Raw genomic sequence first — 12,200 nt, 5'->3', positions numbered from 1 at the left:
GCGGCTCACGCTAATCCCCCGCCCGTGGCCGCTGTGCCCGTCGCGGGCGGACGGACGCGCGGGCTGCCGTCAGGGGCGACGTTCCGTCAGGGGCGGGCTGCCGTCAGGGGCGGGCTGCCGTCAGGGGCGGGCTGCCGTCAGGGGCGGGCGAAGGCGCGGGTGACGGCGGCACCGACCACCGCGCCGACGGCCACCACCACGGTGGCGATCGCCGCCACCTGCCAGCTCACCGGACCGACCTCGGCCATCCGGCCGCCGCCGAGCGAGCCGCCGGAGGCCCGGGCGGCCAGGCCGAGCACCGCACCGGCGACCGGTCCGGCGATCGCGGCGGCGGCGAGCAACGGTGGCCAGCGCATCGCCGCCAGTTCCCGGCCGGACATCCGGGGCAGCGGGGCGGGCGACGGCGGCAGCCCGGCCCGGCGCAGCGACCGCCGGGTGAGCAGCCAACCGGCGGCCATGCCGGCCATCGCCGGCACCGCGAGCAGCGCCGCGCGGAGACCACCGATCGGTCCGGACGGCAGGCCGGCGAGCAACGGTACGGCCGGCAGCGCCCCCACGGTGACCTCGGTGGTGCTCACGCTGGTGTCGGTGCCGATGGCGAACCCCGGTCCGAGCAGGTACGACGCCGCCCAGATCGAGGCGTTCGGCGCGTACGCCACGCTGACCACGGTGATACCGGCCTGTCCCACCACACCGGTCCGGTACGCGGCGAGCATGTCGCTGGCCGCACCGCCCCCGGTGGCCACCGCCAGGCCGGCCGCCCCGGCCCCGGCACCGAGCAGCAGCAGGGCGGCCACGAAGCCGGTACGCAGCCCGTCGCGGAGCACCGACGGGGTACGCCGGGCCAGCGCGCCGAGGGTTCCGGTGATCGGCAGCGCCCCGGCGAGTGCCGCGAGCGCACCGAAGCAGGTGAGGGTGAGCCCCGCCCGCAGTGGCGACACCTGCTGCCCACCGGCGTTGACGATCAGTGCGGCGATGACACCGAGCAGCCCGTACGCGACGCCGACCGCGCCCGCGACGGAGAACGCCTGGCGCGGGGTGCCGTGCTGGCGGGCCCCGATCGCCCGGCTGGTGTGTACGCCCGCCCGCGCGACCCGCCACGCGGCCAGTACGGCGAGCCCGAGCGGGGGCAGGTGCAGGGTCCCGGCGTCGGTGTCGAGCGGAACCCCGTGGCCGAGCAGCCAGCCGGCCAGCCCGACCCGGGCCGCCCCGCCGACCGCACCGGCGTCCTCGGTGAACCGCGCGAAGCCCAGGATCACGGCGACCGGCAGGTAGGACAGGGAGGCCGCCCAGCCGGTCGCCACGGCGGCGGCCACCGGCAGCGGCGCCCGCCCGGCCCGGCGCGCGGGCGCACCCGACGGACTGTCCGGCCGGCCGAGTCGACTCGCCGCGCCACCGGCGGGCAACCGGTCCCGGTCCGATCCTCGATCGCCCGGCAACCGGTCCGACGGGCGGTCGACGGGCGACCGGTCCCGGTCCGGACCTCGGTCGGCGGGAAGCCGGTCCGGTCCCCGGTCGGCGGGAAGCCGGTCGGGTTCGCCCCGGCGGGCGGCCGGAACCGCCGGGGCCGGTGACGGGTGGCCGGTGGTCGGGGTGGGCTCCGCCGGGTCGGGCCGAACCGGACGCCCAGGCTGATCAGGGGTGACGGGTGGCATCGTGACCTACTCTGGCACGCCGACGCGTGGGCTGGGGGGCGACACCACCGGCGCGGCGGCGCGGATTCCTCAATTTCGCGGCAATCACCCCGTTCACAGGGTTAGCGTCGGCCCAGCATCCCGATCCGGGCGGTCTGCCACCGTGGAGGTGAGCATGGCGGGTCAGTACCCGTACCCGCCGCCCCGGCCGGTGCCCTCCGGGAGGGACCGGACCACGCTGTGGGGCGTACTCGGCATCGTGATCGGGCTGGTCTGCTGCGGCGTACTCGGGGTCATCCTCGGTTACCTGTCCATCCGCGACGCCCGACGGTTCGGCGGTTCACCCGTACTGGGCTGGGTCGCCATCGTGCTGAGCGTCCTGAACATCCTCGGTACGGCGATCCTGCGCGGCACCGGCAACTACCCCGGCTGGCGCTGACCGGGTACGGCGAAGGGGCCGACCGCTCGGCGGCCGGCCCCTTCGGCGTGTCTGTCGTGCGTGCCGGTACGCGCCGGCACCGGCAGCCTCAGCTACCCGACATGATCTCCCGCATGAGCTGGGCGGTCTCGGTCGGCGTCTTGCCGACCTTGACTCCGACCGCCTCCAGCGCCGCCTTCTTGGCGTCGGCGGTGCCGGCCGAACCGGAGATGATCGCCCCGGCGTGTCCCATCGTCTTGCCGACCGGCGCGGTGAAGCCGGCGATGTAGCCGACCACCGGCTTGGTCACGTTCGCCTTGATGAACTCGGCGGCCCGCTCCTCGGCGTCGCCGCCGATCTCGCCGATCATCACGATCGCGTCGGTGTCCGGGTCGGCCTGGAACGCCGCGAGCGCGTCGATGTGGGTGGTGCCGATGATCGGGTCACCGCCGATGCCGACGCAGGTGGAGAAGCCGATGTCACGCAACTCGTACATCATCTGGTAGGTCAGCGTGCCGCTCTTGCTGACCAGACCGATCCGGCCGGAGCCGGTGATGTCGGCCGGGATGATGCCGGCGTTGGAGGCACCCGGCGACGCGATGCCGGGGCAGTTCGGCCCGATGATCCGGGTCTGCTCACCCTTGCTCACGTTGTACGCCCAGAACGCCGCGGTGTCGTGCACCGGTACGCCCTCGGTGATCACCACGGCCAGCTCGATGCCCGCGTCGATCGCCTCGACGACCGCGCCCTTGGTGAACTGCGGCGGTACGAAGATGACCGTGGCGTTGGTACCGGTGCTCGCCATCGCGTCCGCGACGCTGGCGAAGACCGGCAGCTCGGTGCCGTCGAAGTCGACGGTCTGACCGGCCTTGCGCGGGTTCACCCCGCCGACCACGTTGGTGCCGGCGGCGAGCATCCGTCGGGTGTGCTTGGAGCCCTCGGAGCCGGTCATCCCCTGGACGATGACCTTCGAGTCCTTGGTCAGCCAGATTGCCATGATCAGACCCCCGCAGCCGCGAGCTCGGCGGCCCGCTCGGCCGCTCCATCCATCGTGTCCACCCGCTGGACCAGCGGGTTCGCCGCGGCGTCGAGGATTGCCCGACCCGCCTCGGCGTTGTTTCCGTCGAGCCGTACGACCAGGGGCTTGTCGACCTGCTCGCCGCGCTCGGCGAGCAGGGCCAGCGCCTGGACGATACCGTTGGCGACCTCGTCACAGGCGGTGATGCCGCCGAAGACGTTGACGAACACGCTCTTGACCGCCGGGTCGGAGAGCACGATCTCCAGGCCGTTCGCCATCACCGCGGCGCTCGCGCCGCCGCCGATGTCGAGGAAGTTCGCCGGCTTGACGCCGCCGTGCCGCTCCCCGGCGTACGCGACCACGTCGAGCGTGGACATGACCAGGCCGGCGCCGTTGCCGATGATGCCCACGGCACCGTCGAGCTTGACGTAGTTGAGGTCCTTCTCCTTGGCCCGCTGCTCCAGCGGATCCACGGCGGCCTGGTCGACCAGGGCCTCGTGGTCCGGGTGCCGGAAGCCGGCGTTCTCGTCGAGGGTGACCTTGGCGTCGAGCAGCAGCACGTCGCCGTTGGCCGTACGGGCCAGCGGGTTGACCTCGACCAGGGTGGCGTCCTCGGCGACGAACGCCTGCCAGAGCCCGACCGCGATCGCGGCGATCTGGTCGGCCACCACGGCCGGGAACTGGGCCGCCGCGACGATCTCGTTCGCCTTGGCCAGGTCGACGCCGACGTTGGCGTCGATCGCGATCTTGGCGACCCGCTCCGGGATCTCGGCGGCGACCTGCTCGATGTCCATGCCGCCGGCCACGCTGGCGATGCAGAGGAAGGTGCGGTTCGCCCGGTCGAGCAGGTAGGAGAGGTAGTACTCCTCGGCGATCTCCGCGGTCACGGTGATCATGACCTTGTGGACGGTGTGACCCTTGATGTCCATGCCCAGGATGTCGGTGGCGCGGGCCACCGCATCCTCGGGGTTGTCGGCGAGTTTGACCCCGCCGGCCTTGCCCCGGCCGCCGACCTTCACCTGGGCCTTGACGACCACTCGGCCACCGAGGCGATCGGCGATCGCGCGGGCCTCCTCCGGGGTGGTGGCGACGCCGCCGGCGAGCACGGGCAAACCGTGCCGCTCGAACAGCTCGCGCCCCTGGTATTCGTACAGGTCCACGATTGCGCGTCCCGTCCAGTCTCCGCGGCGCGCCGTCGCGCCGCCGCCAGCGTGAAATGAGTTGACGCCTGTCGTACCAAAAGAAACAGGCCTCCGGCCGCAGCCTAGCGAGATGGGCACCGGGGGCAACCGAGCGGGTGCACGGTGTGCGGTACCACACAGGCCCGCCCGCGCTCGGCGACGGCCCGGCCGGGCACCCCGGAAAGCTTTCTCCGGCGATCTCGCGGCAACCGCGTAACCCCCACGGGGAGCCGTCGTTGAGTCAGGTGTCGGAGCGCTGAGCCGCGCGATGACGGGAGACGGCCGATGCCCTGTCGGTCGAGGGGTGGCGGCGGGGCATCGCGCATAGAGAGGCCGGACGTGTGAGGGGTGCGTCCGGCCTCTCCCCCCGTCAGTACGCCTGACGGGGGTCATCGATCCCGTGTCCCGGGGGGCTCGATCGACCTTTGACGACGGTTCCGTGCCCAGCATCACACCGGTAACCGACCTCGATCACGCAGCGTGTGACAGCCCGGAGGCGCCGTACGGGCTCAGCCGACCGGTTGGGCCACGTTCGCCCGTACCCACTCCACGATCGCCTGGGTGGTCGCGCCGGGGGTGAAGATCTTGGCGACCCCGATCCGCTCCAGTTCGGGAATGTCGGCCTCCGGAATGATGCCGCCGCCGAACACGACCATGTCCTGCGCGTCCCGCTCGGCCAGCAGTTCCACCACCCGGCGGAACAGGGTCATGTGCGCGCCGGAGAGGACCGACAGGCCGACCGCGTCGGCGTCCTCCTGGATGGCGGTCTCGACGATCTGCTCCGGGGTCTGGTGCAGCCCGGTGTAGATGACCTCCATGCCGGCGTCCCGCAGCGCCCGGGCGACCACCTTGACGCCACGGTCGTGCCCGTCCAGGCCGGGCTTGGCGACGACGACCCGCGTTCGAGAGCTCATCAGCACACCTTTCGAGGGCACCTCGGCAATCACCTTAACGAACGGTAACCCGAGGTCCGTACGGTACGGAATCTGGGCGGCACGCCGCGCCGGACACGCCCGTCGCCGACCGTTCGACGGGGCGCCGAGCGCCGCCCCGCCAGCCGGGCCCGGACATCGACGGGCCGTCACTGCGTGTCGCGATGAGTCGGCTCGACTGACCCGCCGTACCACCTTCGGTAACTGAGAGCTACTAACGATAAGACCTGCTAATGGTGACGAAATTGGGCGTTTCGTGACGGACAGCCGCACCGGACGACGACAAAGCCGTGAGGTGACTTGTGGGCCGACTAGGCGGCGGTTACCGTGACGACGGTTGGCATCAGGTCCACGATCGGGTGACAACACGGTCCGCCGGTGTGGTTCTCGCTTCATCCACACGGGCACGACCGGTTCAAATACCCGACAACGGAGGGTGTGCGTGCGCCAGCGCCTGTCGTCTGAGCCCGATCGATATCGCGGGCGTCGCCGCGTACCCACCCCCCCACGCAGCCGTTACGCCGCAGTTGTCACCACCGCGTTCGTCGGTGCCGGGATCGTCGCCCTGGGCGCGGCCGCCATGCCGGACGCGAAGGCGGTCAGCGCCTCCACCCTGGCCGATCTGGAGAACGCCGCCGCCACCAGCGACGACCTCGCCTCCCGCGCCGACAGCGCCGAGCGGGCCACCCGTGCCGACGACCGGTCCGGTCTCGCCAGCACGATGGCCGAGGCACCGGACGTCTGGCTGCTGCCGCTGAAGGGCTACAACTTCACCTCGCCCTACGGCATGCGCTGGGGCAAGCTGCACACCGGCGTCGACCTGGCCGCCGCCGAGGGCACTCCCTACCAGGCGATCCACTCCGGCAAGGTCACCCGTGCCGGCTGGTACGGCGGCTACGGCCTCTGCGTGATCGTGCAGCACCCGGACGGCACCGAGGCCATCTACGGCCACGCCTCCAAGGTGCTGGTGAAGGTGGGCCAGGAGGTCAAGGCCGGCGACGAACTCGGCCTGGTCGGCATGACCGGCCACTCCTACGGCTCCCACCTGCACCTGGAGGTGCACGTGGACGGGGTGCCGCGTGACCCGATCCCCTACCTGCGGGACAAGGGCGTGGACATCCAGACCGAGGTCGAGGCGATCTACGGCGGCGTGGGCGCCTCGTAGCCCGACGTAACTCATCGATCACCGCCCGGACCCGAGTCCGGGCGGTTTTTCGTGTTCCCGGTCGCCAAAGTTTCCTGCACCACAGCAGCCGGTGTGACCGGGGACACGTCGACGTCCGGCGGGCATCCGGTAACCCGGCCGCAATTCCGACAAAATCCAGCGCCGTACGCACCCTCCGGATCGGCCACCGCCGACCCGATGCCGCTGGTCAGAAGCCCGACCGACCACGATTTCCGGGTCCGTCCCCGTACCCGGAGGTTGCACCCGTGCCCGAAATCCAGCCGCTCGACGACCGCGACCGTGAGGAAGACGGGCACGACCGCCGGCCGGGCACCGAGGTGGCCCGACACCGGGCCACGCGGAGCCGGGTCAGCCGCGGCGCGTACGTCGCAACCGGGCTGGCCGTACTGATCGGTTTCGGGGTCGCCGCGGTCACCGTCGGCGGCGAGGGCGACCACGACCGGCCGGACGACACGGCACTGGTCGCCCAGGATGCCCTCGCCCGCGCGAACGCCGCCAACCGGGCCGACCGCTCGTTGCGCGAGGAGCCGGCCGGTTCACCGACCGCGATCCCCACCGGCCTGCCGACCCCGACCGCGTCCGCCACCCCGACCGCCGTCCCGACCACCCCGGTCGCGCCGACCAGCACCGCGCCGACGGTTCGGAAGGCCAACCCCAAGCCGACCCCCGCCCGGACCACCGCGAAGCCGACAAAGGCCGCCCCGTCCTGGGTCAGCCCGATGCCCGGTGCCCCGGTCAGCTCCTGCTACGGCATGCGCAACGGCGTCCTGCACGCCGGCATCGACCTGGCCGGGGCGGACAACACCCCGATCCACGCCGTCGCCGCCGGCACCGTCATCACCGCCGGGGCGGCCTACGACGGGTACGGCATCTCCGTGGTCATCGACCACGGCAACGGCATCCTGACCCACTACGCCCACCAGAACCGGACCGCGGTGCAGGTCGGCGACAAGGTCACCGCCGGTCAGACCATCGGGTACGAGGGCGCCACCGGCGATGCCACCGGCCCCCACCTGCACTTCGAGGTGCACCAGGGCGGGCTCTGGAACCAGATCGACCCGGCCCCGTTCATGCGGTCGCACGGCGTCGACCTCGGCTGCTGAGCGCCCCGAAAAGTCAGAGCTTCTCGACCGGCGCGTGCCGCAGCACCAGCCACATGGTCTGGTCACCGAAGTCGATCTGAGCCCGCGCACCCGGCCCGTGTCCCTCCACCGCGAGCACCCGGCCGAGGCCGTACCGCTGGTGGTTGACCCGGTCCCCGGCCTCGACCTTCGGGGTCTGGCGCAGTTCGCTGGCGGTGGTGAGTCGACTGGCGTCGACACCGAGCCGGCTGGCGAGCTGTGCTGCCTTCGGCGTACCCCCGGTGAAGCCGCCGCCGCGACCGGCCGAGCCGGGCCCACCGGCGCCGGACCGCCCACCCACACCGCCGCCGGTGCCGGACCACGAGGTGTACGACCCCTCGGTGCGCTCCCAGCGCACCAGATCGGTCGGCAGCTCGGCCATGAACCGTGACGCCGGGTTGTACGACGGCTGCCCCCACGCCGAGCGGGTGACCGCCCGGGACAGGTAGAGCCGCTGCCGGGCCCGGGTGATGCCGACGTATGCCAGCCGGCGCTCCTCCTCCAGCTCGCGGGTGTCGCCGAGCGCCCGCAGGTGCGGGAAGACGCCGTCTTCGAGGCCGGTGAGGAAGACGACCGGGAACTCCAGCCCCTTCGCCGTGTGCAGGGTCATCAGGGTGACCACGCCCTGGGGCACCTCGGGCTCCTCGCCGTCGGCCGCCGGAGCGACCTGGTCGGGGATCTGGTCCGCGTCGGCGACCAGCGCGACCTGCTCCAGGAAGCCGGCGAGGGTGGCCCCGGTCCCGTCCTCGGACTGCGCCTCGACCCGCTCGGTGTACTCCCGTGCGACGCTGACCAACTCCTGGAGGTTCTCCACCCGCCCGGCGTCCTGCGGATCGAGGCTCTCCTCCAACTCGCTCAGGTAGCCGGAGCGGGTCAGCAGCGACTCCAGCACCTCCTCCGGCGCGGCGGTCTCGGCCAGTTCGCGGGCGCCGTCGAGCAGGGCGACGAAGTCGGCGATCGAGTTCGCGGCACGGGTGGAGATCCCCGGTGCGTCACCGGCCCGGCGCAGCGCGGCCCCGAACGAGATCCGGTCCCGCGCGGCGAGCGCCTCGACGCACGCCTCGGCCCGGTCACCGATCCCCCGGCGGGGAGTGTTGAGCACCCGGCGCAGGCTCACCGTGTCGTCGTCGTTGACCACCGCCCGCAGGTACGCGAGCGCGTCGCGCACCTCCTTGCGCTCGTAGAAGCGCACCCCGCCGACCACCTTGTACGGCAGGCCGACCCGGATGAACACCTCCTCGAACACCCGCGACTGGGCGTTGGTGCGGTAGAAGACCGCCACCTCACCCGGCCGGGTCAGTCCCTCGTCGGTGAGCCGGTCGATCTCGCGGGCCACCCAGTCGGCCTCGGCGTGCTCGGTGTCGGCGACGTAGCCGACGATCTGCTCGCCGGCCCCGGCCTCGCTCCACAGCCGCTTCGGCTTGCGGGAGGTGTTCCGGTCGATCACCGCGTTGGCCGCGTTCAGGATGGTCTGGGTGGAGCGGTAGTTCTGCTCCAGCAGGATCGTCCGGGCGTCGGTGAAGTCCCGCTCGAACTCCAGGATGTTCCGGATCGTGGCACCCCGGAACGCGTAGATCGACTGGTCCGCGTCGCCGACCACGCAGAGCTCACCGGGGGGCAGCGCGTCCGGGCCCTCGCCGATCGGCTCGCTGCCGACCAGTTCCTTGATCAGGGTGTACTGCGCGTGGTTGGTGTCCTGGTACTCGTCGACCAGCACGTGCCGGAACCGGCGCCGGTAGCGCTCGGCCACGTGCGGGTGGGACTGCAACAGGTGCACCGTGGTCATGATCAGGTCGTCGAAGTCGAGCGCGTGCGCCTCCCTGAGCCGCTGCTGGTAGCGGGTGTACGCCTCGGCCAGCGCGCGCTCGTTCGGCCCCTTCGCCCGACCCGCGAACTCCTCCGGGTCGACCAGTTCGTTCTTCAGGTTGGAGACCTGGGCCGCCAGCCCGCGCGCCGGATAGCGCTTCGGGTCGAGGTCCAGCTCACGGGCGACCATCTGCATCAACCGACGGGAGTCGTCGGCATCGTAGATCGAGAAGGTCGACTTCATCCCGGCGTGCTCGTGCTCGGCCCGCAGGATGCGCACGCAGGCGGAGTGGAACGTGGAGACCCACATCATCCGGGCCCGGGGCCCGACCAGGGCGGCCACCCGCTCCTTCATCTCACCGGCGGCCTTGTTGGTGAAGGTGATCGCGATGATCTCACCGGGATGCACCTGCCTGGCCCCGAGCAGGTAGGCGATCCGGTGGGTCAGCACCCGGGTCTTGCCCGATCCCGCGCCGGCCACGATCAGCAACGGCGAGCCGGCGTGCGTCACGGCGTCGCGCTGCGGGCCGTTCAGCCCGGTGAGCAGGGCCTGTGGATCGAGGGCCGCGCCGGATGGCGGACGCGGCGGCGGGGACTGGACCGGCGGGGTTTCGAAGAGGGCATGCATCGCAGCGCAAGTCTAGGCCGCCGGTCCGACAACACGCCCTTTCCCCTGCCGTCCGGCAACCAACTCGTCATCTGACTCGACTGGTGGGTTCCGGCCCGATCGAGAACGATGACCGGGTACCAACCCGGGACCGTGTTACCGCACTCGATGGGAAAATTCTGATGAGCCACCCACGCCCGCGCGGCTGGGCGATGTTCCGGCACCTCGCGGTGCCCGCCCTCGCCCTCGCCGTCATCACCACCCTGCCCTTCGCCCCCGCGACGAATCCGTCGGCGACGACCCCCGGCACCGAGCAGTGGACCGCGCTCGACCCGGTCACGGTCTCGTACGCCAAGCCCACCGGCCGCCCGGCCAAGGGCAACTTCCTCAGCTACAACGACTTCCACGGCGCCATCGACCCGCCGACCGGCAGTGGCGCGGCGGTCAACGGCACCCCGGCCGGTGGCGTCGAATACCTGGCCACCTGGCTGAAGAAGCTCCGCGCCGAGGCCGCCGCCGAGGGTCGCAAGAGCACCACCGTCGGTGCCGGCGACCTGATCGGCGCCACCCCGCTGGTCAGCGCCGCCTTCCACGACGAGCCGACGATCGAGCTGATGGACCTGATCGGGCTGGACATCAGCTCGGTCGGCAACCACGAGTTCGACGAGGGCGTCGACGAGCTGATCCGACTCAACCGGGGTGGTTGTCACCCGGTCGACGGGTGCCAGGACGGCGACGGCTTCGCCGGTGCCCGGTTCACGTACCTCGCCGCGAACACGGTGAGCCGGCGTACCGGGCTGCCGATCCTGCCGCCGGTGGACATCCGGCTCGTCGACGGCGTACCGGTCGGTTTCGTCGGGCTGACCCTGGAGGGCACCCCGGGCATCGTCAACCCGGCCGGGATCGGCTCGGTCCGGTTCACCGACGAGGTCGAGACCGCCAACCTGTGGAGCAGCCTGCTGAAGCTCGCCGGGGTCAAGGCCCAGGTGCTGCTCCTGCACGAGGGCGGCTCCCAGTCCGGCGGACCGTCCGACTGCACCAACTTCGGCGGCCCGCTCAAGACGATCGTGGCCGGGCTGCGCCCCGAGTTCGGGCTGGTGGTCAGCGGACACACCCACCGCGCCTACTCCTGCTCGCTGCCGAACTCCTCGGGCGCGAACAGCGTGGTCACCAGCGCCGGCACCAACGGCCAGCTGATCAGCGACATCGACTACTCGCTGGACCGGCGGACCGGCCGGTTCACCGAGATCACCGCGCGCAACGTGATCGTCGAGAACGGCGTACGCAACGCCGACGGCACCTGGCAGCAGACCAGCCCCGGCAACTTCGTCCGCAACCCGGCGCTGGTGGAGCCCCGGGCCAAGACGCTGGCCGACAAGTACCGCACCGCGGTCGCCCCGATCGCGAACCGGGTCGTCGGCCGGATCACCTCGGACATCACCCGGGACAACGGAACCAACCAGGAGAGCCCGCTCGGCGACGTGATCGCCGACGCGCAGCTTGCCTGGACCGCCGCCGACGGGGCCCAGCTCGCGCTGATGAACCCGGGCGGCATCCGCGCCTCACTGCCGTACGGCACCTCGACCGGCGGCGAGGCGCCCGGCGAGATCACCTACGGCGAGGCGTTCACCGTCCAACCGTTCAACAACCTGGTGGTCACCCAGACCTTCACCGGGGCACAGCTCAAGGACGTGCTGGAACAGCAGTTCGTCGGCTTCGCCGGGCAGACCTCCCAGCGGGTGCTGCAGATCTCCGCCGGACTCACGTACGGCTACGACACCAGCCTGCCGGCCGGCGGGCGGGTCAGCGGCCTGGCCCTGCACGGCGTGCCGATCGACCCGGCCGCCAGCTACCGGGTCACCACCAACGACTTCCTGGCCAACGGCGGCGACGGCTTCACCCTGCTCACCGGGGGCACGAACCGGACCACCGCGCCCGGTTTCGACGTCGACGCCCTGGTCGGCCACCTGGGTGCGGGCGCCCCCGTCGCCCCCGGCCCGGCCAACCGGATCACCCGCCTCGGGTGAACCGGAGCTGAAGGGAGGGGCCCCTTCCCGGACGAAAAAATGATAGGAAGAGGCCCTTCCTCTCGGAGGCGCTTGCGCCAGAAGCCAACACGTGGGCATACTCGGTTCGTGATCCAGCAGGTGCGCTTCTACTTTTACTATGGCTCCGGGAGTCCGGCAGCCGTAGGTAGCGCCTGATCAAAAACCTACGAACGCCCCGGGCTCCTGGAGCCCGGGGCGTTTTGCTTCGGGGTCTGGATTGCCAGGGGCCAACCCGCTCGGGAGCCCAGA

The 12,200-nt window shown here is 71.7% G+C and carries 9 protein-coding genes; 4 read left to right on the top strand and 5 right to left on the bottom strand.

Annotated features, from left to right (window positions below; genetic code table 11):
- Positions 1 to 137 precede the first annotated feature (137 nt).
- Positions 138 to 1,655: a cell division protein PerM gene (locus tag ACZ6QQ_RS27170; RefSeq protein ID WP_465880120.1), complete on the bottom strand. Its 1,518-nt coding sequence runs from the start codon at positions 1,653 to 1,655 to the stop codon at positions 138 to 140.
- Between the two features lie 154 nt (positions 1,656 to 1,809).
- On the opposite strand from ACZ6QQ_RS27170, the gene ACZ6QQ_RS27165 reads away from it, so the two are divergent.
- A complete protein-coding gene (locus tag ACZ6QQ_RS27165; RefSeq protein ID WP_465880118.1) occupies positions 1,810 to 2,073 on the top strand; it encodes a DUF4190 domain-containing protein in 264 nt (87 codons plus the stop codon).
- An 88-nt stretch (positions 2,074 to 2,161) separates the two neighbouring features.
- On the opposite strand, the gene sucD is transcribed toward ACZ6QQ_RS27165, so the two are convergent.
- The 3 genes from sucD to ACZ6QQ_RS27150 all read right to left on the bottom strand — a co-directional run bounded on the left by sucD (position 2,162) and on the right by ACZ6QQ_RS27150 (position 5,165).
- Positions 2,162 to 3,049, bottom strand: a complete 888-nt coding sequence (gene sucD / locus ACZ6QQ_RS27160) for a succinate--CoA ligase subunit alpha (RefSeq protein WP_465880116.1) — start codon at positions 3,047 to 3,049, stop codon at positions 2,162 to 2,164.
- A 2-nt stretch (positions 3,050 to 3,051) separates the two neighbouring features.
- A complete protein-coding gene (gene sucC, locus ACZ6QQ_RS27155) occupies positions 3,052 to 4,230 on the bottom strand; it encodes an ADP-forming succinate--CoA ligase subunit beta (protein ID WP_465880114.1) in 1,179 nt (392 codons plus the stop codon).
- Positions 4,231 to 4,760: 530 nt separating this feature from the next.
- The gene (locus tag ACZ6QQ_RS27150; RefSeq protein WP_465880112.1) at positions 4,761 to 5,165 is read right to left on the bottom strand and encodes a cobalamin B12-binding domain-containing protein; all 405 of its coding nucleotides are present in this window, start codon (positions 5,163 to 5,165) and stop codon (positions 4,761 to 4,763) included.
- A 460-nt stretch (positions 5,166 to 5,625) separates the two neighbouring features.
- Here ACZ6QQ_RS27150 and ACZ6QQ_RS27145 point away from each other — a divergent pair, with 460 nt between their 5' ends.
- Together ACZ6QQ_RS27145 and ACZ6QQ_RS27140 are read left to right on the top strand one after the other, a co-directional pair.
- Positions 5,626 to 6,348, top strand: coding sequence for a M23 family metallopeptidase (locus tag ACZ6QQ_RS27145; RefSeq protein ID WP_465880110.1), 723 nt, complete (start codon positions 5,626 to 5,628; stop codon positions 6,346 to 6,348).
- A 338-nt stretch (positions 6,349 to 6,686) separates the two neighbouring features.
- On the top strand, positions 6,687 to 7,472 hold the full coding sequence (locus ACZ6QQ_RS27140) for a M23 family metallopeptidase (protein WP_465880260.1): 786 nt from the start codon (positions 6,687 to 6,689) through the stop codon (positions 7,470 to 7,472).
- Between the two features lie 13 nt (positions 7,473 to 7,485).
- Here the strand turns inward: ACZ6QQ_RS27140 and pcrA are convergent, their stop codons facing one another.
- Complete coding sequence (gene pcrA, locus ACZ6QQ_RS27135) at positions 7,486 to 9,924, bottom strand: DNA helicase PcrA (RefSeq protein WP_465880108.1); 2,439 nt, start codon at positions 9,922 to 9,924, stop codon at positions 7,486 to 7,488.
- Positions 9,925 to 10,085: 161 nt separating this feature from the next.
- Here pcrA and ACZ6QQ_RS27130 point away from each other — a divergent pair, with 161 nt between their 5' ends.
- Positions 10,086 to 11,930: a bifunctional metallophosphatase/5'-nucleotidase gene (locus ACZ6QQ_RS27130; protein WP_465880106.1), complete on the top strand. Its 1,845-nt coding sequence runs from the start codon at positions 10,086 to 10,088 to the stop codon at positions 11,928 to 11,930.
- Positions 11,931 to 12,200: the final 270 nt, after the last annotated feature.

The organism is Micromonospora sp. NPDC049529 (genome assembly GCF_055586685.1).
The sequence above is the reverse complement of the archived record's forward strand: the minus strand, read 5'-3'. Positions and strand labels throughout refer to the sequence as shown.

Excerpts from the sequence above, each read along its gene's own strand:
- ACZ6QQ_RS27165 (WP_465880118.1), top strand. The coding sequence starts at position 1,810 with ATGGCGGGTCAGTACCCGTACCCGCCGCCCCGGCCGGTGCCCTCCGGG.
- sucD (WP_465880116.1), bottom strand. The coding sequence starts at position 3,049 with ATGGCAATCTGGCTGACCAAGGACTCGAAGGTCATCGTCCAGGGGATG.
- ACZ6QQ_RS27170 (WP_465880120.1), bottom strand. The coding sequence starts at position 1,655 with ATGCCACCCGTCACCCCTGATCAGCCTGGGCGTCCGGTTCGGCCCGAC.
- ACZ6QQ_RS27130 (WP_465880106.1), top strand. The coding sequence starts at position 10,086 with ATGAGCCACCCACGCCCGCGCGGCTGGGCGATGTTCCGGCACCTCGCG.
- pcrA (WP_465880108.1), bottom strand. The coding sequence starts at position 9,924 with ATGCATGCCCTCTTCGAAACCCCGCCGGTCCAGTCCCCGCCGCCGCGT.
- ACZ6QQ_RS27150 (WP_465880112.1), bottom strand. The coding sequence starts at position 5,165 with ATGAGCTCTCGAACGCGGGTCGTCGTCGCCAAGCCCGGCCTGGACGGG.